General features: G+C 73.3%; 22 protein-coding genes. 17 read left to right on the top strand and 5 right to left on the bottom strand.

Annotated elements, in window-relative coordinates:
- Positions 1 to 11: 11 nt before the first annotated feature.
- Positions 12 to 1,778, bottom strand: a complete 1,767-nt coding sequence (locus CRP51_RS10960; protein WP_097230884.1) for an ABC transporter ATP-binding protein — start codon at positions 1,776 to 1,778, stop codon at positions 12 to 14.
- Between the two features lie 679 nt (positions 1,779 to 2,457).
- Between CRP51_RS10960 and CRP51_RS10955 the strand changes: the two genes are divergently transcribed.
- Positions 2,458 to 2,970 carry an ATP-binding protein gene (locus tag CRP51_RS10955; RefSeq protein ID WP_097230920.1) on the top strand — a complete coding sequence of 171 codons (513 nt, stop codon included), beginning with the start codon at positions 2,458 to 2,460 and terminating at the stop codon, positions 2,968 to 2,970.
- A 35-nt stretch (positions 2,971 to 3,005) separates the two neighbouring features.
- On the opposite strand, the gene CRP51_RS10950 is transcribed toward CRP51_RS10955, so the two are convergent.
- Positions 3,006 to 3,956 carry a cation diffusion facilitator family transporter gene (locus CRP51_RS10950; protein WP_097230883.1) on the bottom strand — a complete coding sequence of 317 codons (951 nt, stop codon included), beginning with the start codon at positions 3,954 to 3,956 and terminating at the stop codon, positions 3,006 to 3,008.
- Positions 3,957 to 4,162: 206 nt separating this feature from the next.
- A complete protein-coding gene (gene galE / locus CRP51_RS10945) occupies positions 4,163 to 5,131 on the bottom strand; it encodes a UDP-glucose 4-epimerase GalE (RefSeq protein ID WP_097230882.1) in 969 nt (322 codons plus the stop codon).
- A gap of 164 nt (positions 5,132 to 5,295) precedes the next feature.
- On the opposite strand from galE, the gene CRP51_RS10940 reads away from it, so the two are divergent.
- From CRP51_RS10940 to CRP51_RS10890, 11 genes are all read left to right on the top strand, one after another.
- On the top strand, positions 5,296 to 7,164 hold the full coding sequence (locus CRP51_RS10940; RefSeq protein ID WP_245880506.1) for a DUF5941 domain-containing protein: 1,869 nt from the start codon (positions 5,296 to 5,298) through the stop codon (positions 7,162 to 7,164).
- Entirely contained in the window at positions 7,161 to 7,913 is a 753-nt protein-coding gene (locus CRP51_RS10935; RefSeq protein ID WP_097230881.1) for a phosphocholine cytidylyltransferase family protein, read from the top strand. The genes CRP51_RS10940 and CRP51_RS10935 overlap by 4 nt, the downstream gene beginning before the upstream one ends.
- On the top strand, positions 7,901 to 8,962 hold the full coding sequence (locus CRP51_RS10930) for an iron-containing alcohol dehydrogenase family protein (protein ID WP_097230880.1): 1,062 nt from the start codon (positions 7,901 to 7,903) through the stop codon (positions 8,960 to 8,962). Before CRP51_RS10935 ends, CRP51_RS10930 begins: the two co-directional genes overlap by 13 nt.
- Positions 8,940 to 9,725: a CDP-alcohol phosphatidyltransferase family protein gene (locus CRP51_RS10925; protein ID WP_097230879.1), complete on the top strand. Its 786-nt coding sequence runs from the start codon at positions 8,940 to 8,942 to the stop codon at positions 9,723 to 9,725. The genes CRP51_RS10930 and CRP51_RS10925 overlap by 23 nt, the downstream gene beginning before the upstream one ends.
- Before the next feature lie 53 nt (positions 9,726 to 9,778).
- The gene (locus tag CRP51_RS10920) at positions 9,779 to 10,624 is read left to right on the top strand and encodes a glycosyltransferase family 2 protein (RefSeq protein ID WP_097230918.1); all 846 of its coding nucleotides are present in this window, start codon (positions 9,779 to 9,781) and stop codon (positions 10,622 to 10,624) included.
- Positions 10,625 to 10,711: 87 nt separating this feature from the next.
- A complete protein-coding gene (locus CRP51_RS10915; RefSeq protein ID WP_097230878.1) occupies positions 10,712 to 11,626 on the top strand; it encodes an ABC transporter permease in 915 nt (304 codons plus the stop codon).
- Positions 11,619 to 12,419: an ABC transporter ATP-binding protein gene (locus tag CRP51_RS10910; RefSeq protein WP_245880505.1), complete on the top strand. Its 801-nt coding sequence runs from the start codon at positions 11,619 to 11,621 to the stop codon at positions 12,417 to 12,419. The genes CRP51_RS10915 and CRP51_RS10910 overlap by 8 nt, the downstream gene beginning before the upstream one ends.
- Before the next feature lie 164 nt (positions 12,420 to 12,583).
- Positions 12,584 to 13,489 carry a squalene synthase HpnC gene (gene hpnC / locus CRP51_RS10905; RefSeq protein ID WP_097230877.1) on the top strand — a complete coding sequence of 302 codons (906 nt, stop codon included), beginning with the start codon at positions 12,584 to 12,586 and terminating at the stop codon, positions 13,487 to 13,489.
- Positions 13,490 to 13,500: 11 nt separating this feature from the next.
- Positions 13,501 to 14,430 carry a presqualene diphosphate synthase HpnD gene (hpnD, locus tag CRP51_RS10900; protein WP_245880504.1) on the top strand — a complete coding sequence of 310 codons (930 nt, stop codon included), beginning with the start codon at positions 13,501 to 13,503 and terminating at the stop codon, positions 14,428 to 14,430.
- The gene (gene hpnE, locus CRP51_RS10895) at positions 14,427 to 15,848 is read left to right on the top strand and encodes a hydroxysqualene dehydroxylase HpnE (protein WP_097230876.1); all 1,422 of its coding nucleotides are present in this window, start codon (positions 14,427 to 14,429) and stop codon (positions 15,846 to 15,848) included. Before hpnD ends, hpnE begins: the two co-directional genes overlap by 4 nt.
- On the top strand, positions 15,845 to 16,903 hold the full coding sequence (locus CRP51_RS10890) for a polyprenyl synthetase family protein (protein ID WP_097230875.1): 1,059 nt from the start codon (positions 15,845 to 15,847) through the stop codon (positions 16,901 to 16,903). Before hpnE ends, CRP51_RS10890 begins: the two co-directional genes overlap by 4 nt.
- A gap of 32 nt (positions 16,904 to 16,935) precedes the next feature.
- Here the strand turns inward: CRP51_RS10890 and CRP51_RS10885 are convergent, their stop codons facing one another.
- Positions 16,936 to 17,727 carry a tyrosine-protein phosphatase gene (locus CRP51_RS10885; RefSeq protein ID WP_245880503.1) on the bottom strand — a complete coding sequence of 264 codons (792 nt, stop codon included), beginning with the start codon at positions 17,725 to 17,727 and terminating at the stop codon, positions 16,936 to 16,938.
- 99 nt (positions 17,728 to 17,826) lie between these two features.
- Between CRP51_RS10885 and CRP51_RS10880 the strand changes: the two genes are divergently transcribed.
- The 5 genes from CRP51_RS10880 (at position 17,827) to CRP51_RS10860 (ending at position 21,722) form a co-directional block, all read left to right on the top strand.
- Entirely contained in the window at positions 17,827 to 18,507 is a 681-nt protein-coding gene (locus CRP51_RS10880) for an alpha-ketoglutarate-dependent dioxygenase AlkB family protein (protein WP_097230873.1), read from the top strand.
- Between the two features lie 149 nt (positions 18,508 to 18,656).
- Positions 18,657 to 20,189 carry a sensor histidine kinase gene (locus tag CRP51_RS10875; RefSeq protein ID WP_097230872.1) on the top strand — a complete coding sequence of 511 codons (1,533 nt, stop codon included), beginning with the start codon at positions 18,657 to 18,659 and terminating at the stop codon, positions 20,187 to 20,189.
- A 47-nt stretch (positions 20,190 to 20,236) separates the two neighbouring features.
- Positions 20,237 to 20,665, top strand: coding sequence for a roadblock/LC7 domain-containing protein (locus CRP51_RS10870; protein ID WP_097230871.1), 429 nt, complete (start codon positions 20,237 to 20,239; stop codon positions 20,663 to 20,665).
- Positions 20,666 to 20,674: 9 nt separating this feature from the next.
- Positions 20,675 to 21,061 (top strand): DUF742 domain-containing protein, encoded by a 387-nt coding sequence (locus CRP51_RS10865; protein ID WP_097230870.1) that lies wholly within the window; start codon positions 20,675 to 20,677, stop codon positions 21,059 to 21,061.
- Positions 21,062 to 21,155: 94 nt separating this feature from the next.
- The gene (locus tag CRP51_RS10860) at positions 21,156 to 21,722 is read left to right on the top strand and encodes a GTP-binding protein (protein WP_245880518.1); all 567 of its coding nucleotides are present in this window, start codon (positions 21,156 to 21,158) and stop codon (positions 21,720 to 21,722) included.
- 28 nt (positions 21,723 to 21,750) lie between these two features.
- Here CRP51_RS10860 and metG read toward each other — a convergent pair whose 3' ends face one another.
- The gene (gene metG / locus CRP51_RS10855; RefSeq protein WP_097230868.1) at positions 21,751 to 23,490 is read right to left on the bottom strand and encodes a methionine--tRNA ligase; all 1,740 of its coding nucleotides are present in this window, start codon (positions 23,488 to 23,490) and stop codon (positions 21,751 to 21,753) included.
- Positions 23,491 to 23,562 lie beyond the last annotated feature (72 nt).

Here is a 23,562-nt window from a genome sequence, read left to right as displayed (position 1 = left end):
TCGGGCACCCCTCAGGTGATCTGACCCGCCTGCAACCGGGAGTAGGCCCCGCCGCGCCGCAGCAGCTCGGCATGGGTCCCGACCTCCGAGATCCGGCCGTGCTCCATCACCACGATCCGGTCCGCGTTCCGCACGGTGGACAGGCGGTGCGCCACGACGAAGACGGTCCGTCCGCGCATCAGGCGGTCCATCGCCTCCTGCACCAGCGCCTCCGAGCGGGTGTCGAGCGCCGAGGTGGCCTCGTCCAGCACCAGGATGCGGGGGTCGCGGATCAACGCCCTGGCGATGGCGATGCGTTGCCGCTGGCCGCCGGAGAGCCGCGCCCCGCGCTCGCCCACGATGGTCTCCAGCCCCTCGGGGAGCCGCTCGACGAACTCCAGCGCGTTGGCGTCCCGCAGCGCGGCGCGGACGGTGGCGGTGTCCACGTCGGGCATCCCGTAGCCGACGTTCTCCCGGATGGTGCCCTCGAAGAGCACCGACTCCTGGGGGACGACGGACAGGAAACGGCGGTAGCTGCGCAGGTCCAGGGTGCTCATGTCGGCCCCGTCCAGCAGGATGCGTCCCGAGCCGGGGCGGATGAAGCCGATCAGCAGGTTGAGCACCGTGGACTTGCCGGCGCCCGAGGCGCCCACCAGCGCGACGGTCTCGCCCGGCGGCACCGTCAGGTCGAAGTCGACCACGGCGGCCGGTCCGTCCCCGTCGTAGCGGTGCGTCACGCCCTCGAACCGCAGGCCGCCCTTGACCTCGTCGACCTGGGTCTTGCCCGTGTTCTCCTCCAGGTCGGGGGCCTGGAGGACCTCGCCGGCCGAACGCACCGACTCCAGGCCCTTGGTGATGATCGGGGCCAGCCCCATCAGCATGGTCATCGACCCGGTGAGGGTGGTGAAGAACGTACTGAGCATCACGACGTCACCGGCGGTGATCGGTAGCCAGGCGTAGTAGGAGATCAACGCGGCGCCCGCCAGGAATCCGATGCCGATCGCGTTGAGCAGGATCCACGCCAGCGCGCCGAAGTGGCCGTTGAGCAGGTCGAGCCGTATGCCGGCGCGGAGTACCTGGCTGAGGGAGCCCTCGACCCGGCCGATGGCCGTCCGCTCCAGTCCGTGCGCCCGGGTGACGGGGATCAGGCTGGTCATCTCGCCGACGCGGGTGGAGAGCTGTTCCACCTGCCGGCGGTACTGCTCGTTCTTGCTGCGCAGCCGGGTGCGCAGCCGGCGGATCAGCCAGGCGGCGGCGGGCACGATCACGATGAACGCGGGCAGCGCGGTCGGCACCCGGAAGGCGATCACCGCGAGGCCGCCGGTCAGCGTGATGATGGCGGCCAGGCCCGTGTCGGCGCTCTGTTGGGCGGAGACCTCGATGTTCTCCACGTCCCTGATGACCTTGGTCTGGAGCGCGCTGGCGCTGACCCGGGAGTGGTAGCCGATCGACAGCTCCTGCATCCGGCGGCAGAGCGCGGACCGCAGCCCGGTGCCCACCCGTCGGACGCTGCCGTGCATACACCGGACATAGAGCAGGTGGGTGGGGTAGTTGAGCATCAGGACGACCAGCAGCACCAGGGTGTTGCCGCCGAGTTGGTCGATCGGGCGGCGCTCCACCACGATGTCGATGATGTTGGCCGTGACCAGGGGCAGCAGCCACACGGGGCTGTGCTTGACCACGAACGCTAAGACGGCGACCAGGAGCCGGAGGCGGTCGTCCCGGAAGAGGTAGGCGAGGGTCCGCACCGGGTGTTCCCCCCGGTAGCGATGCTCCAGGGGACCTTGCGGAAGAGCCATGACAGCAGCACTCCAACGTCCAGGGAATCAAGTCGGGATGACCTTGCCCCTGAAGCGTCTCGAACACTCTCCGAAATGGCGCCTGGAAGAGGGCTCTGCCCCATTCCTTATGGTTCGCGGCAATTCCTATACTTCGTGATAGTAGGCATGTATGGGAGTGCCTGTACCGAAAGGTACCAGGTGGTCGCCGTGTGGCAGTCCGATTTCTCAACTTCCGTATATTCGCGACACGGTGGTGCTTCTGTGCCGGCGCTCGCGCCGGTGCGTTGCTTCTCGACGCGTTCACCACCGTGCGCCCGTCCGGACGGGTGAGCGCCGCTCGGCCCCCGCGAACGCCCGCCCGAGCGGCCCGACTCCGTGACGCTCCCCGGAGTGAAACGTTGCGCCGGGGGCAAACGATCGCATCAGCCTTCAACTAGGTCGAAAGCGAAGGCTGTTGATCGGAATATGACCGCTTTCTCGTGAGTTTCGTGCACCGCGTCATGTTGCGCTGGCACATGCCAACACTCGACACAGTGGGTATGTCGACGGCCACGCTGCCGACACCCCGCCAGGAGCCGGCGTTTCCGCCCCCGAACGGACGGAAGCGGGCGGCGAAGGAACCGGACGCGCACGTTTCGGGGTCGTTTTCCCCGGGAGCGCGCAGACTTCGAGGACGAGGAGCACGGACGTGTCGAACATCGTCGACAGATCGTCACCGGCCCCGCCCGCCGCCGACGCGGCCGGGCACCCGCCGCCCCCCGACTGGCAGGGCGCCTGGGCGTTCACCTTCCCGCCCGTGGAGGCGTCGGTGCCGCAGGCGAGGCACGCGGTGCGCGACCTGCTGCGCCGCCGGGGCGCCCCGCTGACCGGGGACCGCCTGCACGGGCTGTTACTCGTCCTGACCGAGCTGGTCACCAACGTGGTGCGGCACGCCGCGCTGCTGACCCCGGCGATAGGCGTCGAGGTCGCCGTGGACGCCCGTTGGGTCTGGCTCCGCGTCGAGGACGGCCACCCCTACCGCCCGCACGCGCTGGCCGCCAGCCCGGAGCGGCACCGCACCGGCGGGCGCGGCCTGCTGCTCGTGCAGGCCACGGCCCAGGAGGCGGGCGGTTCCTGCGGGGTGCGGGCGGCGGGCGGCGGCGGCAAGGTCGTCTGGGCCGTCCTGCCCCTGGACGGGGTGGCCGGCGGCCCGCCCCCGCCGGGCCCGTGACCGCCGCCCGCGCGGCCGCGGGCCCGGCCGGCGGCTCAGTGGCAGAGCCCCGCCTCGTGGGCGGCGTGCCCGGAGGGCTCCAGTTGGAACGTGCAGTGCGCCACGTCGAAGTGGCTGCCCAGACACGCCTGCAACTCGTGGAGGGTCTGCTCGTGCCCTACCTCGTCGAGGAGCTCGGGGCTGACCACGACGTGCGCCGTCAGCACGGGCATCCCCGAGGTGATCGTCCACACGTGCAGGTCGTGCACGCCCTCGACCCCCGGAAGCTCCAGGATGTGGTCGCGCACCTCGGCCACCCGCACGTCCCTCGGCGCGGACTCCAGCAGCACCTCCAGCGCCTCCCTGGCCAGCTTCACCGTGCGCGGCACGATCATCAGCGCGATCAGCAGCGAGGCCACCGGGTCGGCGCGCTGCCAGCCGGTCAGCAGGATGACCAGCGCCGCGGCGATCACCGCGACCGAGCCCAACGCGTCCGCCAGCACCTCGAGGAAGGCGCCCCTGACGTTCAGGTTCTCCCGTTGGCCGCGCATCAGCAGCGCCAGCGAGAGGCAGTTCAACGCGAGTCCCACCACGCCGAAGACGATCGTCGTCGCCCCCGGCACCTCCGTCGGCTCGCGCAGCCTGCTGATCGACTCGACCAGGATGTAGCCGCCCACCCCCAGCAGCAGCAGACAGTTGACCAGCGCGGCCAGGATCTCCATCCGTGCCAGCCCGAACGTGCGCCGCTCGCTGTCGGCCGGCCGGTTGGCGAAGTGGATCGCGGCCAGTGCCATCCCGATCCCGACGGCGTCCGTCGCGACATGCCCCGCGTCCGCCAGCAGCGCCAGCGAGCCCGTGACCCACGCCCCGACGAGCTGCCCCACCAGCAGCAGCCCGGCTATGCCGAGCGCCACCCACAGGCGCCCCCGATAGGCCGCGCCCCTGGTCTCCCTGGCGCCGTGTCCGTGGCCGTCACCCAGCCGGCCGTGATCGTGTCCCGCGCCCATGCGCGCCGCCCCCTCTTCGTAGGCTCCCGACCAGTGAACTACGGGCGGGGGGTATCGGGCAACGCGGCACTGAACACCGTTGTCATGTGCTCTGACCTGCGCGTTCACCAGTCGGGTGGAAAAGGCGCCCGACCTGCGGTACTGGTGGATCCACACAGCGCCGCACGCCGCGTCGCGACCGGCCGCACGCGCGGGCCGGCGTGTCGTCAACGGGTCGCCCGCCACCCCTCCCAGGCCGAGGAGACCATCTCCGTGAGCCCGTGCCGCGCCGTGAAGCCCAGCCGCTCGGCGGCCAGCGCCGCCGAGGCCACCACCCGGGGCGGATCGCCCGCGCGTCGGGCCTCGACCACCGGCGTCAGCGGCCGCCCCGTCGCCTCGGCGACCGCCGCCGCCAGCTCTCGCACCGAGACGCCCAGGCCGGTCCCGACGTTCGCCGTCAGGTCCCCCTCGGGCGGGCCCCCGCGCGCCAGCTCCCGCGCCGCCGCGAGGTGCGCCCGCGCCAGATCGGCGACGTGGACGTAGTCCCGCACGCAGGTGCCGTCGGGCGTCGGGTAGTCGTCGCCGAAGATGACCGGCGGCAGCCCCGCGTCGATCCGCTCGAAGAACAGCGGGATGACGTTGGCCGCGCCCCGGTCGGCCAGCTCGGGGGAGGCGGCGCCCGCCACGTTGAAGTACCGCAGGCAGACCGAACGCAGCCCGTGCGCCCGGCCGGCCGCGCGGACCAGCCACTCGCCGGCCAGCTTGGTCTCGCCGTACGGGTTCACCGGGAGGCAGGGCGTCTCCTCGGTGACCAGCGGCACGTCGGGGGAGCCGTAGACCGCGGCCGACGACGAGAAGACCAGCCGCCGCACCCCCGCGCCCACCATCGTCTCCAGCAGGCGGCCGAGTCCGCCCACGTTCTCCCGGTAGTAGAGGAGCGGGTCGGCCACCGACTCGGGCGCCCGCTTGCGCGCCGCGAGATGGACGACGCCCGTCACCCGGTGCTCCGCGAGCGTGGCGGCGACCGTGTCCGCGTCGGTCACTGAACCGCGCACCAGCGCCACCCCGGCCGGCAGCCGCTCGGCGACACCGGAGGACAGGTCGTCCAGCACCACCACGCGCTCCCCGGCCTCGACCATCGCCCGCGCCACGTGGGCCCCGATGTAACCGGCGCCGCCGGTGATCAGCCAACTCATGCGGAAACCCTAACGGCCGCCCCGGACAGGGTGACTTCGCACAGTGTCAGTGGCATCGCGTAGGGTCACATTCGGTGTTCGTCGGACGCCCTAAGTGAACCGTGGGTTTCCCCACCCCAACGCCGTTCTTGCCGCGCGGTGGTCATCAGATAATCTCTGCCGACATGCCGCCGCAGAGCGCGGAGTTGTCGCGAGGAGTGAGTCAGCTGTCCAGCGCCATCCTGACCGGACCACCCGACCCCGGGTCCTCCCTTGAGGACGAGTTGCGGGCGTTGGGATTCACCGTCTCGACGGTCCGGTCGCCGGGCGAGTTGGCGGAGGCGGTGGCGGCCGTTCCCGCCGGTCGGCGGGTCGCCCTCGTCGACCCCCGCTTCGTCGGCCACCGACACAGCCTGCGCCTGGGCCTCACCGACCCGCGCTTCGCCACCGCCGCCGTCCCCGGCGCCCTGACGGCGGCCCCCGCCGGCCGCCGGGCGCTCGCCTCCGCGCTCGCCGCGCTCGCCGGCGACGGCGCCGACCGGGAGGCCGCCTCCGGCGGGCTCGTCGCCCCGCCCGAGGCGGACCGCACGGTGGACCGGCTCGCCGTGCTGCTGGCCGAGGCCGGCGCCGAGCCGCACCGGCCGGAGCTCGGCACCCTCGTCGCCGAGGTCCCGGTCGACGAGGCCGCCCGCGCCCGTGCCGTGGAGCGCGTCGCCGCCGTCGACGACGAGGCCGTCCGGCTGCGCACCGCCGTCAAGTCGCGCGACGGGTTCACCACCACCCACCTCGTCAGCCCCTACTCCCGCTATGTGGCCCGCTGGTGCGCCCGGCGCGGCCTGACGCCCAACCAGGTCACCACCGCCTCGCTGCTCACCGCGCTGATCGCCGCCGGCTGCGCCGCCACCGGCGAGCGCTGGGGCTTCGTCGCCGCCGGCGTGCTGCTGCTGGCCTCGTTCGTGCTCGACTGCGCGGACGGCCAGTTGGCGCGCTACGCGCTCAAGTACTCGACGCTCGGCGCCTGGCTGGACGCCACCTTCGACCGCGCCAAGGAGTACGCGTTCTACGCGGGCCTCGCGCTGGGCGCCGCCCGTTCCGACGACGACGTCTGGGCGCTGGCGCTGGGCGCGATGATCCTGGGCACCTGCCGGCACATCGTGGACTTCGCCTTCAACGAGTCCCATCCGCCCGCCCCCTCGGGCGGCGGCGCGGCCAACGCCATATCGGGCCGGCTCGACCGCATCGGCTGGACCGTCTGGGCCCGTCGCATGATCGTGCTCCCGATCGGCGAACGCTGGCTGCTCATCGCCGTGTTGACGGCGCTGACCACCCCCAGGACCACCCTGGTGGTGCTGCTGGTCGCCAGCACCCTCGCCGCCTGCTACACCACCGCCGGCCGGCTGCTGCGCTCGCTGCGCGGCCGCGGCTCGGCGGCCTCGGCGCCCGAGGCGCTGGCCGGCCTCGCCGACAACGGCCCGCTGGCGGCGCTCGCCGCCCGCCCCCGCCTGCCGCTGCCGGTGCCCGCCCCCGCCCTCGCGCTGCTCGCGGTGGCCGTGTTGTTGCTCACCCTGCCCCCGACGGTGGGGGAGGGCAGCTGGCTCGCCGTGCTCGGCGCGGTGGGCTACGCGCTCCTCGCCGGCCGGGCCGCCGCGCTGCCGCTGGACGGCCGCCTCGACTGGCTGCTCCCGCCGCTCTTCCGGGCCGGCGAGTACCTGACCATCCTGCTGCTGGCCGCCCACAGCGAGGTGAACGGCGCGTTGCCGGCGGCTTTCTGCCTGGTGGCCGCGAGCGCCTACCATCACTACGACACGGTGTACCGCCTCCGGGGCGGCGCCGGGGCGCCTCCCCGCTGGCTGGTCAACGCCACCGGCGGCCACGAGGGCCGTGCCCTGGTGGTCACGGTCGCCGCCGCCCTGTGGGCCGGCGGCCAGGGCTTCACTCTCGCGCTCGCGACCCTCGCCGGGGTCCTGGCGCTCCTGGTGCTGGCGGAGAGCATCCGCTTCTGGGTCTCCTCCCAGGCACCAGCCGTACACGACGAGTCAGGAGAACCCGCATGATCGGCCTCGTGCTGGCCGCCGGCGCCGGAAGGCGCCTTCGCCCCTACACCGACACCCTGCCCAAGGCACTGGTCCCGGTGATCGACCCGGAGGGCGGCGACGCCAGGACCGTACTCGACCTCACCCTGGCCAACTTCGCCGAGGTCGGTCTGACCGAGGCGGCCGTCGTGGTCGGCTACCGCAAGGAGGCCATCGAGGAGCGCCGCGCCGACCTGGAGCGCCGCTACGGCGTGAAGCTCACCCTCGTGGAGAACGACAAGGCCGAGGAGTGGAACAACGCCTACTCCCTGTGGTGCGCCCGCGAGGTCATCGCCGAGGGCGTGATCCTGGCCAACGGCGACACCGTGCACCCGGCCTCCGTCGAGCGCACCCTGCTCGCCGCCCGGGGCGAGGGCCGCCGGATCATCCTCGCTTTGGACACGGTCAAGGACCTGGCCGACGAGGAGATGAAGGTCGTCGCCGACCCGGAGAAGGGCGTGCGCCGGATCACCAAGCTGATGGACCCCTCGGAGGCCACCGGCGAGTACATCGGCGTCACCCTCATCGAGCCCGAGGCCGCCGCCGAGCTGGCCGACGCGCTGCGCACCACCTACGAGCGCGACCCCCAGCTCTACTACGAGGACGGCTACCAGGAGCTGGTCCACCGCGGCTTCCACCTCGACACCGCGCCGATCGGCGAGGTCAGCTGGGTCGAGATCGACAACCACGACGACCTCGCCCGGGGCAGGGAGATCGCGTGCCGGTACTGACCCGCCTCATCCCGTCCCCGGTCTCGGTCGACATCGCGGCGGGGGCCCTGGACAACCTGGCGGGGCTCCTGGCCGACCAGCGGATCTCGTCCTCCGGCCGGCTGGCCGTCGCCATCAGCAAGGGCTCGGGCGCCACGCTCCGCGAGCGCCTGACCCCCGCGCTGCCGGGCGCCGACTGGTACGAGGTCGCCGGCGGCACCATCGACGCGGCCGTCCAACTGGCCGACGCCATGCGTTCCGGCCACTACGACGCCGTGGTGGGCCTCGGCGGCGGCAAGATCATCGACGCCGCCAAGTACGCCTCGGCGCGCGTCGGCCTGCCGATGGTCGCGGTCGCCACCAACCTCGCCCACGACGGCATCTGCTCCCCGATCTCCACCCTGGACAACGACGCGGGCCGCGGCTCCTACGGGGTGCCCGCGCCCATCGCGCTCGTCGTCGACCTGGAGGTCATCAGGGACGCCCCCCGGCGCTACGTGCGCTCCGGCGTCGGGGACGCGGTCTCCAACATCTCGGCCATCGCCGACTGGGAGCTCTCCCACCGGGAGACCGGCGAGCAGATCGACGGGCTGGCCGCCGCCATCGCCCGTCAGGCCGGCGAGGCCGTCCTGCGGCACCCGGGGGACTGCGACGACGACCAGTTCCTGACCGTGCTGGCCGAGGCGCTGGTGCTCGGCGGCATCGCCATGTCCATCGCCGGGCACAGCCGCCCGTCCTCCGGCGCCTGCCACGAGATCTCGCACGCGCTGGACATCCTCTACCCGCGCCGCTCCGCCCCGCACGGCGAGCAGGTCGGCCTCGGCGCCGCCTTCGCCATGCACCTGCGGGGCGACGGGGACTCCTGCGGGCTCTTCGCCGAGGTGCTGGCGCGGCACGGGCTGCCCGTGCGGCCGGACGAGATCGGCTTCTCCACCGAGGAGTTCGTCACCGCCGTGGCGTTCGCCCCGCAGACCCGCCCCGGGCGCTACACCATCCTCGAACACCTCGACCTGACCACCGACGAAATCAGGGACGCGTACGCGGACTATGTCAAAGCCATCGGTAGCTGAACTCCGACCCGTGGTGCACCCCGCCGGCGTCAAGGACCGCCGCAGCGGTGAGCACTGGGCCGGGCGGCTGTACATGCGGGAGATCTCCCTGCGCTGGACCAGGCACCTGGTCAACACCCGGGTCACGCCCAACCAGCTCACCTATCTGATGGTTCTCGCCGGGGTGGCGGCCGGCGCCGCGCTGCTGATCCCCGGGCTGACGGGCGCGGTCCTGGCGGCCCTGCTGATACAGCTGTACCTGCTGCTGGACTGCGTCGACGGCGAGGTCGCCCGCTGGCGCGGCCAGACCTCGATCACGGGCGTCTACCTCGACCGGGTCGGCCACTACCTCTCCGAGGCGGCGCTGCTCGTCGGGTTCGGGATGCGGGCGGCCGACCTCTTCGGCCAGCACGAGGAGTCGGCCAACTGGCTCTGGGCGTTCCTCGGCGCGCTCGCCGCGCTCGGCGCCATCCTGATCAAGGCCGAGACCGACCTGGTCGACGTCGCCAGGGCGCGCAGCGGGCTGCCCGCGGTCAAGGACGAGGCGGCCACGCCGCGTTCCTCCGGGCTGGCGCTGGCCCGCAGGGCGGCCGCCGCGCTCAAGTTCCACCGGCTGGTCGGCGGCGTCGAGGCGTCGCTGCTGATCCTGGTGGTCGCGGTGGCGGACGCCATCGGCGGCGAGCTGTTCTTCACCCGGCTCGGGGTGGCGTTCCTGGCGGCGATCGCCCTGCTCCAGACGCTGCTGCACCTGGTCTCCATCCTCGCCTCCAGCAGGCTGCGGTGAGCGCCCCGGAGACGGACCCGGCGTCCCTCGGCGTCGGCGCCGTGGTGCTGACGATGGGGGACCGCCCGGCCGAGCTGCGCGCCCTGCTCGACTCCGTGGCGGCCCAGGAGGGCAAGGCCGTCGACGTCGTCGTGGTGGGCAACGGCGCCGGGCTGCCCCCGCTCCCCGAGGGAGTCCGCGGCGTCGAACTCCCGGAGAACCTGGGCATTCCCGGAGGCAGGAACGTCGGCATCGAGGCGTTCGGGCCCGCGGGCTCCGACGTCGACGTGCTGCTGTTTTTGGACGACGACGGGCTGCTTCCGGACAAAGAAACGGTCCGCCTGGTGCGAGAGGCGTTCGCCGCGGACCCCGGCCTGGGCATCGTCAGCTTCCGGATCGCCGATCCCGACACCGGGGTCACCCAGCGCCGCCACGTCCCCCGGCTGCGCGCCTCCGACCCGATGCGCTCCTCCCGGGTCACCACCTTCCTCGGCGGCGCCAACGCGGTGCGCACCGACGTCTTCCGCGACGTCGGCGGCCTCCCGGACAACTTCTTCTACGCCCACGAGGAGACCGACCTGGCCTGGCGCGCCCTCGACGCGGGCTGGGCGATCGACTACCGCGCGGATCTGCTGCTGCACCACCCCACCACCGCGCCCTCCCGGCACGCGATGTACCACCGCATGGTCGCCAGGAACCGGGTCTGGCTGGCCCGCAGGAACCTGCCGATTCCCCTGATTCCCGTCTATCTCGGCGTCTGGATGCTGCTCACCCTGGTCAGGCGCCCCTCCTGGACGGCGCTGAAGGCGTGGTTCGGCGGCTTCGCCGAGGGCTGGCGTACCCCGTGTGGTCAACGCAGGGCGATGCGTTGGCGTACGGTATGGCGGCTGACCCGGCTGGGACGACCTCCTGTTATCTGACAAGCTCGGGTCTGAGACCATCCTGGGGCCGAAGCGTTCGCGCGGCCCCTACCGCCCTTTGCCCTGCGAGGACGAAAGTTTCCCAAGGTGAGTGAGACCACGCACGACAGTGCGTCCCCCCGCGAAGTGCCCCTAGCAGAACTCGCGGCCCGTCATGGTCTGTCCGTCAGTGGCGCTCGACCTTCGCTGCCGCAGTACGCGCGGCAGCTCTGGGGTCGTCGTTACTTCATCCTCGCCTTCTCGCAGGCGAAGCTCATGGCGCAGTACAGCCAGGCGAAGCTGGGCCAGCTCTGGCAGGTCTTCACCCCGCTGCTGAACGCCTTCGTCTACTTCCTGATCTTCGGGATGTTGATCGGTGGGCGCGGCGGGATGGACAACCAGGAGTACATCCCGTTCCTGGTCATCGGCGTCTTCATCTTCACCTTCACCCAGCAGTCGGTGCTCTCCGGGGTCAAGTCGATCTCCGGCAACCTGGGGCTGGTGCGCGCCCTGCACTTCCCCCGGGCCTCGCTGCCGATCTCCTTCTCGTTGCAACAGCTCCAGCAACTGCTCTACTCGATGGTCGTGTTGGTGATCATCGTGGTCTGCTTCGGGCACCTCCCCGGCTGGAGCTGGTTTCTGGTAATCCCGGTGCTCGCGCTCCAGCTGCTCTTCAACGTCGGTCTCGCGATGATCATGGCCAGGCTGGGTTCCTCCACCCCCGACCTGGTGCAGCTGATGCCCTTCGTGCTGCGGACCTGGATGTACGCCTCGGGTGTGATGTTCCCGCTGCGCTACATGGTGCAGAAGGCGGAGGACGTGCCCCTGTGGATGGCGGACGTCCTGTCGGCCAACCCCGCCGCCGTCTACATGGACCTCGTGCGCTACGCGATGATCGACGGCAACTACCATGACAGCGTCCCGATGACCACCTGGTGGTGGGCGCTCGGCTGGGCCGTCGTCGTGGGCGTCGGCGGTTTCGTGTACTTCTGGAAGGCGGAGGAGCGGTACGGCCGTGGCTGACTGGAACATCCCCGCCCCCATCAAGGTCGTCGACGACGGCCGCGTCCCCACCGTGATCGCCGACGACCTGCACATCGTCTACCGCGTCAACGGCGCCGCCAAGCGCGGCAACGCGACGGCCGCGCTGCGCCGGATCCTCCGCCGCGAGCCCAACGCCCGGGTCCGCGAGGTGCACGCCGTACGGGGCGTCAGCTTCGTCGCCTACCGCGGCGAGGCGATCGGCCTGATCGGCACCAACGGCTCGGGCAAGTCGACCCTGTTGCGCGCCATCGCGGGCCTGCTGCCGCCGGAGACCGGCAAGGTCTACACGGACGGCCAGCCCTCGCTCCTCGGCGTCAACGCGGCCCTGATGAACGATCTGACCGGCGAGCGGAACGTGATCCTGGGCGGCCTGGCGATGGGCATGACCAGGCAACAGATCCGCGACCGCTACGAGGGCATCGTCGACTTCTCCGGCATCCAGGAGAAGGGCGACTTCATAACCCTGCCCATGCGCACCTACTCCTCCGGGATGCAGGCCAGGCTGCGGTTCTCCATCGCCGCGGCCAAGGACCACGACGTCCTGATGATCGACGAGGCGCTGGCGACCGGCGACAAGAAGTTCCGCCGCCGTTCCGAGGAGCGCATCCGCGAGCTGCGCGCCGAGGCCGGCACGGTCTTCCTCGTCAGCCACAACAACAAGACGATCCGGGACACTTGCGACCGGGTGCTCTGGCTGGAGCGGGGCGAGCTGATGATGGACGGCCCCACCGAGCAGGTGTTGAAGGCCTACGAGGAGGAGACCAACAAGTAGGCCGCGACGGGCGGATGGCCGGCCCGGCCCCGGCCTCCGCCCGCCACACGCCGGCGCACCGCGCCGGCCCCCTCGCCGGCCGGGGTAGCGTGTCCGGAGACGGAAGGCTCCGCGACCCGAGGTAGAAATACGAGCATGACGGCAATGGTGAGGACGGGACCGGCGTGGTGACCGCCGCCGGGGACCGGTCGGCGGCGGCGACGCTGGCCAAGGCCGCCCACGAGAACTTCCCGGTCGCCCCCCGCTTCCTGCCCCGCGCCTGGCGGGACGACCTGATGGCCGTCTACGGCTTCGCCCGCCTGGTGGACGACATCGGCGACGGCGACCTGCCGCCCGGCGGGGCGGACGCGACGCTGCTGGGCGTGGACCGCGACCGCTCCGACGACCGGCTGGCCCTGCTGGACGCGCTGACCGCCGACCTCGACCGGGTCTTCGCCGCCACCGGCCCCGGCCCCGGGCACCCGCTGCTGGCCGGCCTGGTTCCCACCGTCCGCCGCGCCGACCTCACCCCGGAGCCGTTCCGCGCGCTCATCGAGGCCAACCGCGTCGACCAGCGGGTGCGCCGCTACGAGACCCAGAGCCAGCTCCTCGACTACTGCGAGTTGTCGGCCAACCCCGTCGGCCGCCTGGTGCTCGCCGTCACCGGCACCGCGACGCCCGAGCGGATCCGCCGATCCGACGCCATATGCACCGCGCTCCAGCTGGTCGAGCACCTCCAGGACGTCGCCGAGGACCTCGCCAGGGGCCGGGTCTACCTGCCGGCCACCGCCCTGCGGCGATTCCGCGTGACGGAACGCGACCTGGCCCAGCCCACCGCCAACGCCTCCGTCCGGACCCTGGTCGCCTACCAGACCGAGCGAGCACGTAGGCTGCTCGACGAGGGAGCCCCCCTGGTGGGAAGCGTCAGCGGGCGGCTGAGGCTGCTGCTCGCGGGTTTCCTCGGCGGGGGTTACGCTGCGGCACACGCCATCGCCCAGGCCGGCTACGACGTGTTGGCCGGCCCGCCCCGCGCGAGCCGGGCCCGCCTGGCGTACGAGGCGGCGACCGCACTGCGACAACGAGGAACGTGAGGCTCCAGCCCGTGACCAAGAGCCCCGCCGCGCCCGCGCCCGTGCTCGCCGCCTACCAGTACTGCGAGGCGGTCACCGGCCACCAGGCGAAGAACTTCGCCTACGGCATCCGCCTGCTGACCGCCCCGCGCCGCAGGGCGCTCTCCGCGCTCTACGCCTTCTCCCGCCGCGTCGACGACATCGGCGACGGCACGCTGCCCGCCGCGCGGAAGGAGGAACGTCTCGGCGCCACCCGCGAGCTGCTGGAGCGGGTGCGGACCGACCGGGTCGCCGAGGACGACACCGACCCCGTGGCCGTGGCGCTCGCCGACACCGCCCGGCGCTACCCGGTCCCGCTGGAGGCGCTGGACGAGCTGATCGACGGCGTGCTGATGGACGTCCACGGCCGCCGCTACGAGACCTGGGACGAACTGCGCACCTACTGCCGCTGCGTGGCCGGCGCGGTGGGGCGCCTCTCCCTCGGTGTCTTCGGTACCGTGCCGGGCGTACGGGACGCCGACCGGGCGCCGGAGTACGCCGACACCCTGGGACTGGCCCTGCAACTCACCAACATCCTCCGCGACATCCGGGAGGACGCCGGCAACGGACGCAGCTACCTGCCCGACGAGGAGCTGCGCAAGTTCGGCCTCGCCGACGGCGCCCACCACGACCCGCCGCGCGAGGACGCCGACTTCCCGGGCCTGGTCCGCTTCCAGGTGCGGCGCGCCCGCGAGCTGTTCGCCGACGGCTTCCGGCTGCTGCCCATGCTGGACCGCCGTTCCGGCGCCTGCGTCGCGGCCATGGCCGGCATCTACCACCGTCTGCTGGACCGCATCGCCGCCGACCCGCACGCCGTGCTGCGCGGCCGCGTCGCGCTGCCGACCGCGCAGAAGGCGCTGGTCGCCGTCCGCGGCCTGGCCGGGCTCGACGCCCGCAGGGCCGCGCTGCGGGAGCGCGGGTGAGCGGCGAACGCCGCCGCGCCCTCGTGGTCGGCGGCGGCCTCGCCGGCACGACGGCCGCCCTGGTGCTGGCGGCACGCGGCCGGCGGGTCACGCTGGTCGAGACCCGGCCGCGCCTGGGCGGCCTCGCGTTCTCCTTCCGCCGTGAGTCGGCCGTCGGCGAGCTGACCGTGGACAACGGCCAGCACGTCTACCTGCGGTGCTGTTCCGCCTACCGGGGCCTGCTGGAGCGCGTCGGCGGCGCCCGGCTGGCGCCCGTGCAGCGCCGTCTTGAGGTGCCGGTGCTGGACGCCGACAGCCGCAGGCTCGGGCGGATCACCCGCAACGCGCTGCCCGTCCCGCTGCACCTCGCCGGCGGCCTGGCCCGCTATCCGCACCTCGGGCTCGCCGAGCGCGCCTCCGTCGCGCGCGCCGCGTTGGGCCTGCGCCGGCTCGACCCGGACGACCCGGCGCTGGACGACCGCTCGTTCGCCGACTGGCTGCGCGAGACCGGGCAGAGCCCCGGCGCCGTCGCCGCGCTCTGGGACCTGATCGGTGTCGCGACGCTCAACGCGCGGGCCGAGGACACCTCGTTGGCGCTGGCGGCCAAGGTGTTCCGCACCGGGCTGCTCAGCGGCAACGGCGCGGCCGACATCGGCCTGCCGCGGGTGCCGCTCGGCACCCTCCACGACGAGCTGGCCCGCGCCGCGCTGGCCCGCGCCGGCGTGCGGGTGCTGCTGGCCACCAGGGCCAGGTCGCTGCGCGCCGCCCCGGGCGGCGGCTGGCGGCTGGGCGTCAGCAGCCGGCCGGGCCAGGGGCACCGGCCCGACCAGGAGCTGGCGGCCGAGACCGTGGTGCTCGCCGTTCCGCAGCAGGCGGCGCACCGGCTGCTGCCGCCGGGCGCGCTGCCCGACGCCGACCGGCTGCTGGCCATCGACACCGCGCCGATCCTCAACGTGCACGTGATCTACGACCGGCCGGTCCTGGACCGCCCGTTCTTCGCCGCCGTCAACAGCCCCGTCCAGTGGGTCTTCGACCGCACCGGGCCCTCGGGGCTGGACACGCTGCCGGCCGCCAGGGGCGGCCAGTACCTGGCGCTCTCCCAGTCGGCGGTCGGCGCGGAGATCCAGGAGCCGGCCGAGGTGCTGCGCAAGCGCTACGTCCCCGAGCTGGAACGACTGCTGCCGAGGGCGGCCCAGGCGCGGTTGCTCGACTTCTTCGTGACCCGCGAGCGCACGGCCACCTTCGCGCCCACCCCGGGTGTCGGCCGGCTCAGGCCCGGTCCCGTGACCGGCGCCGAGGGCCTCTACCTCGCCGGGGCGTGGACCGCCACCGGCTGGCCAGCGACCATGGAGAGCGCGGTGCGCAGCGGCCTGACGGCCGCGCGCGCGGCGGTCCAGGGAGCGTCCACCCCCCACCGACCGGCTAAGGAGTCCGCGTGAACCCGGCCGCCCCCCGTCCCCATGCCGTCGCCGAACTGCTGGAGCGCAGCCGCGAGTTGACCACTCCCGCGCTGCGCGAGGCGGTCGCCAGGCTGGCCCCGCCCATGGACACCGTGGGCGCCTACCACTTCGGCTGGATCGACGCCGAAGGACGGCCGGCCGAAGGCGACAGCGGCAAGGCCGTCCGCCCCGCGCTCGCGCTGCTGTCGGCCGAGGCCGCCGGAGCCGCCCCCGAGGTGGGCGTGCCGGGCGCCGTCGCCGTGGAGCTGGTGCACAACTTCTCGCTGCTCCACGACGACCTGATGGACGGCGACGAGCAGCGCCGCCACCGGGACACGGTCTGGAAGGTGCACGGCCCCGCCCAGGCGATCCTCGTCGGCGACGCGCTCTTCGCGCTGGCCGGCGAGATCATCCTGGACGGTGACGACTCCATCGCCGCCCGCGGCGCCCGCCGGCTCGCCTCGGCCAGCCGCCAGCTGATCGACGGCCAGGCCCAGGACATCGCCTTCGAACACCGGGAACGGGTCTCGGTCGACGAGTGCCTGACCATGGAGGGCAACAAGACCGGCGCGCTGCTGGCGTTCGCCGCCTCCATCGGCGCGGTGCTCGGCGGCGCGGACGACGCCCTGGCCGACGCGCTGGACACCTACGGCCGCCATCTGGGACTGGCGTTCCAGGCCGTGGACGACCTGCTGGGCATCTGGGGCGACCCGCGTTCCACCGGCAAGCTCACCTGGAGCGACCTCAGGCAGCGCAAGAAGTCGCTGCCCGTGGTCGCCGCCATGGCCGCCGAGGGGCCGGCCGCCGCGCGGCTGACGGCGCTGCTCACCGCCGACGCGAAGAAGAGCCGCGAGGAGTTCGAGGACTTCGACGAGGAGGAGTTCGCCGCCAGGGCCGCGCTGATCGAGGAGGCGGGCGGCCGGCAGTGGACGGCCGACGAGGCCAGGCGCCGGTACGAGACGGCGATCGGCGCGCTGGACGCCGTTCCGCTGCCGCTGGACACCAGGGACCGGCTCACCGCGCTCGCCGACTTCGTGGTGGTGCGCAGCAAGTAGGCCCCGGCGGGCGCCCGTTCCCGCTCCGGACGTCACTCCAGCAGCGCGGCGCGCAGCCGTTCCCTGGCCGGTCCGGTGAGCCCCAGCCCCCGGGACAGGTAGCCCTCGGTGCCGCCCCACTCGGCGTCGATGGTCTCGAAGGCCGTCGCCAGGTACTCGATCCTGGCGTCGAACACCGGCGCCAGCAGCTCCGCCACCTGGGCCTCCAGGGCCGCGTCCGCCGTCGCCTCCCGGCGCACCCGGTAGCGGCGGTGCGCCACGTTGGACTTGAGGTAGTCCTCGGCTATGGTCTCGCGCTCCACGCCCAGTGCCATCAGCACCACGGCGACGGCCAGCCCGGCCCGGTCCTTGCCCGCCGCGCAGTGCAGCAGGGCCGGGGTGTCACCGTCGGCGAGCGCGGCCAGCACCCGGCCGTGCTCCGCGGTGCGGGTGGTGACCATCGTCCGGTAGGTGTTCCGCATCCGCGTGTCGCCGCCGCCCGCGCCGAACTCCCGCCGCAGCCGCGCCAGGTCGCCGCTGTGCACCAGTTCCCAGAACGCGGCGCCCTCGGCGGGGTCGTCCAGCGGTATGTTCACGTTCCGCACCCCGGGCAGCTCCACGTCGCGGCCGTCCTGCACCAGGTCGGCCGCGTTGCGGAAGTCGAAGACGGTGTGCAGCCCCAGCGAACCCAGAAAGGTCCGGTCCTCGTCGGTCGCGTGCGCCAGATGTCCGCTGCGGAACAGCCGGCCCCGGCGCACCGTGCGCCCCTCCCGGGTGGGAAGGCCCCCCACGTCGCGGAAGTTCCGCACCGCCACCAGCGTCGGCTCCGTCGGCACCTCGGTCAACGCTCCTCCTCCCGGCCGGCCCCGCCCTGAGGCCGAACCGCAGGCGACCCTACGGCACGGGCCGGCCGCGATGTCAGACCGCGCCCGCATGATGGGCTCATGAGCGAGCGACCACCCCCCGACCGGTCCGACCTGTTCGCCCGCCCCGCGCGCGAGATCGCGCCCGGTGCCGTCCACCTCCCCGACTGGCTGGACGAGACGCGCCAGCGCGCGCTGCTGGAGTCCTGCCGGGAGTGGGCCGCGCCGCCGGCCGGGCTGCGGGTGGTCCGCGTCGGGAACGGCACCATGTCCGCCCGGCAGCTCAGCCTCGGCTGGCACTGGTACCCCTACGGCTACTCCCGCACGGCCGTGGACGGGGACGGCGCCCCGGTCAAGCCGTTCCCCGCGTGGCTGGGGGAGTGGGCGCTGGCGGCGGTGGCCGAGGCGCTGCCCGGGGAGGCGCCCCCGGCCGAGCCGTACGACATCGCGCTGGTCAACCACTATCCGGACGGCGCCCGGATGGGGATGCACCGGGACGGCGACGAGCGCTCCCCGGCCCCGGTCGTCTCGTTCAGCCTGGGCGACTCCTGCGTCTTCCGCTTCGGGAACGCGGAGGGCAGGGGCCGCCCCTGGACGGATGTGACGCTCGGCTCCGGCGACGCGTTCGTCTTCGGCGGGCCGGCGCGGCTGGCGTACCACGGGGTACCGCGCACCCTGCCGGGCAGCGGGCCCCCGGCGCTCGGTGTGCGGGGCAGGCTGAACGTGACCCTCCGCGTCTCGGGTTTCGGCGAGGGGCGTTGACGCCGCGCGGGGACCGCGGTCAAGCCGCTTCGCCAGATTCACCCGATGGGAGCTGGCGGGGGGTGGCGAATGCCAGAAGTGCGCCGGGTCGCCCGCCTGTTGCTGCCTAGCGTTGCTTCGGCAGATATGACCGGCCGATAAGGACACCCATGCCAGTACCGCTCCGCCAGGTGGCCCGCACCGCCCGCCACGGCCGGCCCTCCGGCCGGGTCTCGGCGCTCCGCGAGCCGGGGTTCCGGCGCCGACTGCTCGCGCTGGCGGTCCTGCCGGCGGCCGCGGTCGCCTCGCTCGCCGCGCTGGTGGTCGGCCACGTGTTACGGAGCCGGCCGGCGGACGGCTCGGGCGCCGGGGGAGCGCTGTGGCCGGCGCTCACCGGGGGCGCGCTGCTGACCTGCGCGCTGCTCGCGGGGGCGGCCCTGCTGGCCGGCTCCGAAGCCGCCCGGCAGGCCGGCCGGGTCCACGCCCTGCGCCGCCAGGCCGCCAGGGGCCGGGTCGAACTCCAGGCGCTGCTCGATCAGTTGGAGCGCGGCGAACGCGTCAGACCGCCCGAGGGGCCGGCGCCGACCGAGCCGGGGGAGGCCCCGCTCGAACTGCTGCGCCACGAGATCGCCGCGAGCCGGCACGCCGCCCAGTGCGCCGTCGCCCAGGCGGTGGCGCTCGCCGACGAGCGCGTCGGCTCCGACGAACGCGTCGAGGTCTTCGTCAACCTGGCCCGCCGGATGCAGTCCTTCGTGCACCGCCAGATCGAGTACCTCGACGAGCTGGAGCACGAGGTGGAGGACCCCGAGCTGCTGAAGGGGCTCTTCCACCTCGACCACCTCGCCACCCGCGTCAGACGCCACGCGGAGAACCTCGCCGTGCTCGGCGGCGCCATCTCGCGCCGCCAGTGGAGCCGCCCGGTGCGGATGTCCGAGGTGCTGCGCTCCTGCGTCGCCGAGGTCGAGCAGTACTCCCGGGTCAAGCTGGTGCCCCCGGTCGAGGGCACGGTGCGCGGCCACGCGGTCGCCGACGTCGTCCATCTGCTGGCCGAACTGGTGGAGAACGCCACCGAGTTCTCCGCCCCCGGCACCCAGGTCCTGCTCCGCGTCGAGCGGGTCACGGCCGGGCTGGCCGTCGAGGTGGAGGACCGCGGCCTCGGCATGACGCCCGCCGAGCAGGGCCAGATGAACGCGGTGCTCGCCGGCACCGAGCGCCACCCCGTCACCGCGCTGCTGGAGGACGGCAGGGTCGGCCTCTTCGTCGTGGCCACCCTCGCCCGCAGGCACCGCATCGACGTGCGCCTCCAGAGCAACATCTACGGCGGGGTGCAGGCGGTCCTGGTGCTGCCGCACGAGCTGCTCGGCGACGAGGCCGAGGGCCACTTCACCCCGGGGCGCGCCCTGGGCCCCCCGCTGACGCCCGCGCGGTTCCCCGCGGCGCCCGGCACCGCCGAGGCCGCCGAGCCCGTGCCGTTGCCGCCGGTCGTCGTCGCCCCCGATCTGCCGCCGCCGGGCGCCGGGCACGACCACCGGCCGCCGCTGCCCCGGCGCGTGCGCCAGCAGCACCTGGTGCCGCAGCTGCGGGACGGCGTGCCGCCGCGCCCCGAGCGGGAGAAGGAGGTCGAGCCCCCCGACCCGGGGCTGATGGCCGCCTTCCGGCGCGGCGCCACCCTGGCCGAGGAGGCTGAGGCGCGCGGCACCTGACCGCCGCCCGCACGCCCCGACAACCCGCCCGAGGAGACCGGACAGCGATGGACAACGCTTCCCCCAACGATTCCCCCAGCGACCAACGACCCGCGCTCGACCGGCTGTTGACCGGTCTGGTGGAGCGGGTTCCGCACGCCCGCAGCGCGCTGCTGCTGACCGTCGACGGCGCGGTCAGGGCCGCCCACGGACTCGACCGGGAGACGGCCGAGCAGCTCGCCGCGCTCGCCTCCGGGCTGCACGCGCTGGCCAGGGGCGCCGGCACCCGGTTCGCCGACGGCGGACCGGTGCGCCAGGTGGTGGTCGAGTGGGACGCGGCGCTGCTCAGCGTCCGCGCGGCGGGCAACGGGGCGTGCCTGGCGGCGCTCGCCGACCGCCACGCCGACGCCGCCGTGCTCGGCTTCGAGATGACCCTGCTGGTCAGAAGCGTGCGGTCGGTGCTGGAAAGCCCGCTGCGGCTGCCGGTCGGGCGTTGAGGCGCCGCCATGGACCAGCTGCGCGACGCGGGCACCGGCGCCTGGCTCGACGAGGCGGCCGGGCGCCTGGTGCGGCCCTACACGGCGAGCGGCGGGCGGACCCGCCCGGCCGCCGCCCTCGACCTGATGACCCTGGTGCGGGCCACCGGCCGCCCCGCGCGGCGCGGCACGGTGGGCCCCGAGCACGGCCAACTGCTCGCGCTCTGCCAGCGCCCGGTCCCCGTCGCCGAGCTCGCCGCCCAGGTGCGGCTGCCGGCGGCCGTCACCAAGGTCCTCGTCAGCGACCTGCTGGCCTGCGGCGCCGTGACCGTCAACGCGCCGGAGGCCCCCGGCGCGCCCCATACTGACCGAGACCTGCTGGAGGCGGTCCTGCGTGGACTCCGCGAACGGCTCTGAGAACGGCTCCGACCACCGCTGCGGCAACGGCCGCGGGGAACGCCCGGCCGCCGAGGGCGCCGACGGACCCGACCCGTTCCCCACCACGGCCAAGATCCTGGTCGCCGGCGGCTTCGGGGTCGGCAAGACCACGCTGGTCGGGGCGGTGAGCGAGATCGAGCCGCTGAGCACCGAGGAGCTGCTGACCCAGCTCAGCGCGGGCACCGACAGCCTCCAGGGCGTCGAGCGCAAGGCGACCACCACGGTGGCGATGGACTTCGGCCGGATCACCCTGGACAACCAGCACGTCCTGTACCTCTTCGGCACCCCCGGGCAGGAACGGTTCTGGTTCGTCTGGGACGAGCTGTGCCACGGCGCACTGGGCGCGGTGGTGCTCGCCGACACCCGCCGGCTCGAACACTGCTTCCCCGCCGTGGACTTCTTCGAGCGACGGGGGCTCGGCTTCGTGGTCGCGGTCAACGAGTTCGACCACGCCGTGCGTTACTCCGCCGACGAGGTCAGGGTCGCCCTCGACCTGGACCCCCGGGTGCCCGTGGTCGCCTGCGACGCCCGCAAGGCGGCCTCGGCGACCCGGGTGCTGGTCTCCCTGGTGCGCCACCTGATCGAGGCCAGGGAGGGCGGCGCGGGGTCAGCCCCGCCCGCCTCCGCCGAGCGGGGCTGACCCCGGCCGGCGGAGGCGGGCCGCCGCCTCACTCCTCCTCGGCGCCGCCGAAGCGCTCCCGGAAGCCCTCCAGGTCCTCGTCGGTCAGCTTGGCGAAGAGCACGCCCGGCACGGTGAACGGCGTCCCCGCCGGCACCGCGTCCAGCGCGCCGGCGGCCTCGGCGTCCACCCAGCGCTCGGCCAGGCGCTCCGCCACCGCCGGGTCCTCGGGGGAGAAGACCTCGCGCAGCGCGGCGGCGGTGAACGGGACGAAGGGCTCGGAGACCACCGCGTACAGATGGATCAGGTTGATCGCGGTGCGCAGCGTCAGCGCCGCGGCCTCCGGGTCCGCCTTGATCTCCTTCCAGGGGGCCTTCGCCTCCAGGTAGACGTTGCCCGCGCTCCACAGCGCGCGCAGCGCGAACGCCGCCTTGCGGAACTGGAGCGCCTCCAACTGCCGTTCGTACTCGGCCAGCAGCCCCGCGATCTCCTCGCCCAGCGCGCGCTCCGCCTCACCCGGCCCGTGCCCCGCGGGCACCGCGTCGCCGAAACGCTTGCGGGAGAAGGACAGCACGCGGTTGACGAAGTTCCCCAGGGTGTCGGCGAGGTCCTTGTTGACCACCGAGGAGAACAGCTCCCAGGAGAACGCCGAGTCGTCGGACTCGGGCGCCGCCGCCATCAGGAAGTAGCGCCAGTAGTCGGCCGGCAGCAGCTCCAGCGCCTGGTCGGTGAAGATGCCGCGGTTCTGCGAGGTGGAGAACTTGCCGCCGTAGTACGTCAGCCAGTTGAGCGCCTTGACGTAGTCGACCTGCTTCCACGGCTCCCTGGTGCCCAGCAGCGTGGCGGGGAACATCACCGTGTGGAAGGGGACGTTGTCCTTGGCCATGAACTCCGTGTGCCGGACGTCGTCGGCCTCGAACCACCAGGAGCGCCAGTCGCGCTCCTCGCCCTCGGGCGCCGCGTCGGCCCACTCCTTGGTGGCGCCGACATAGCCGATCGGCGCGTCGAACCAGACGTAGAACACCTTGCCCTCGGCGGCCAGCTCGGGCCACACGTCGGCGGGCACCGGCACGCCCCACTCCAGGTCCCTGGTGATCGCCCGGTCGTGCAGCCCCTCGGTCAGCCACTTGCGGGCGATGGAGGAGGCCAGCGTCGGCCACTCCGTCGCGTGCCGCTCGACGAACGCCTCGACCTCGGGCTCCAGCGTGGACTGGAGCAGGAAGAGGTGCGTGGTCTCCCGCACCTCCAGGTCGGTGCTGCCGCTGACCGCCGAACGGGCTTCGAGCAGGTCCGTCGGGTCGAGCACGCGGGTGCAGTTCTCGCACTGGTCGCCCCTGGCGGCCTCGTAGCCGCAGTAGGGACAGGTGCCGACGATGTAGCGGTCGGGCAGGAAACGGTCGTCGGCGACCGAGAAGACCTGCCGGGTGGCGCGCTCCTCGATGAAGCCGTGCTCGGCCAGGCGGCGCGCGAAGTGCTGGGTGATCTCGATGTTCTGCGGGGACGAGGTGCGCCCGAAGTAGTCGAAGGCGAGCCCGAAACCGTCGTAGACGCCCTTCTGCACCGCGTGCTGCTGGGCGCAGAACTCCTCGACCGGCAGCCCGGCGGCCTTGGCGGCCAGCTCGGCCGGCGTGCCGTGCTCGTCCGTGGCGCAGATGTAGAGCACCTCGTGGCCGCGCTGACGCAGGTAGCGGGAGTAGACGTCGGCGGGGAGCATCGAGCCCACCATGTTCCCCAGGTGCTTGATCCCGTTGATGTAGGGCAACGCACTGGTGATGAGGTGTCGGGCCATCCTCGGATGCTCCAATGGTGAGAGTGATCAGCGGGCGATGAAGAGTCACGGAGGGTGACAAAACACCACCAT

It is taken from the genome of Streptomyces zhaozhouensis (genome assembly GCF_900230195.1).
Lineage (GTDB): Bacteria > Actinomycetota > Actinomycetes > Streptomycetales > Streptomycetaceae > Streptomyces > Streptomyces zhaozhouensis.
This window is presented reverse-complemented; position numbering and strand designations above follow the sequence as displayed.

Excerpts from the sequence above, each read along its gene's own strand:
- CRP51_RS10940 (WP_245880506.1), top strand. The coding sequence starts at position 5,296 with ATGCCGCCGCAGAGCGCGGAGTTGTCGCGAGGAGTGAGTCAGCTGTCC.
- CRP51_RS10935 (WP_097230881.1), top strand. The coding sequence starts at position 7,161 with ATGATCGGCCTCGTGCTGGCCGCCGGCGCCGGAAGGCGCCTTCGCCCC.
- CRP51_RS10920 (WP_097230918.1), top strand. The coding sequence starts at position 9,779 with ATGGGGGACCGCCCGGCCGAGCTGCGCGCCCTGCTCGACTCCGTGGCG.
- CRP51_RS10880 (WP_097230873.1), top strand. The coding sequence starts at position 17,827 with ATGAGCGAGCGACCACCCCCCGACCGGTCCGACCTGTTCGCCCGCCCC.
- CRP51_RS10875 (WP_097230872.1), top strand. The coding sequence starts at position 18,657 with ATGCCAGTACCGCTCCGCCAGGTGGCCCGCACCGCCCGCCACGGCCGG.
- CRP51_RS10960 (WP_097230884.1), bottom strand. The coding sequence starts at position 1,778 with ATGGCTCTTCCGCAAGGTCCCCTGGAGCATCGCTACCGGGGGGAACAC.
- CRP51_RS10925 (WP_097230879.1), top strand. The coding sequence starts at position 8,940 with ATGTCAAAGCCATCGGTAGCTGAACTCCGACCCGTGGTGCACCCCGCC.
- CRP51_RS10865 (WP_097230870.1), top strand. The coding sequence starts at position 20,675 with ATGGACCAGCTGCGCGACGCGGGCACCGGCGCCTGGCTCGACGAGGCG.
- galE (WP_097230882.1), bottom strand. The coding sequence starts at position 5,131 with ATGAGTTGGCTGATCACCGGCGGCGCCGGTTACATCGGGGCCCACGTG.
- CRP51_RS10870 (WP_097230871.1), top strand. The coding sequence starts at position 20,237 with ATGGACAACGCTTCCCCCAACGATTCCCCCAGCGACCAACGACCCGCG.
- metG (WP_097230868.1), bottom strand. The coding sequence starts at position 23,490 with ATGGCCCGACACCTCATCACCAGTGCGTTGCCCTACATCAACGGGATC.
- CRP51_RS10950 (WP_097230883.1), bottom strand. The coding sequence starts at position 3,956 with ATGGGCGCGGGACACGATCACGGCCGGCTGGGTGACGGCCACGGACAC.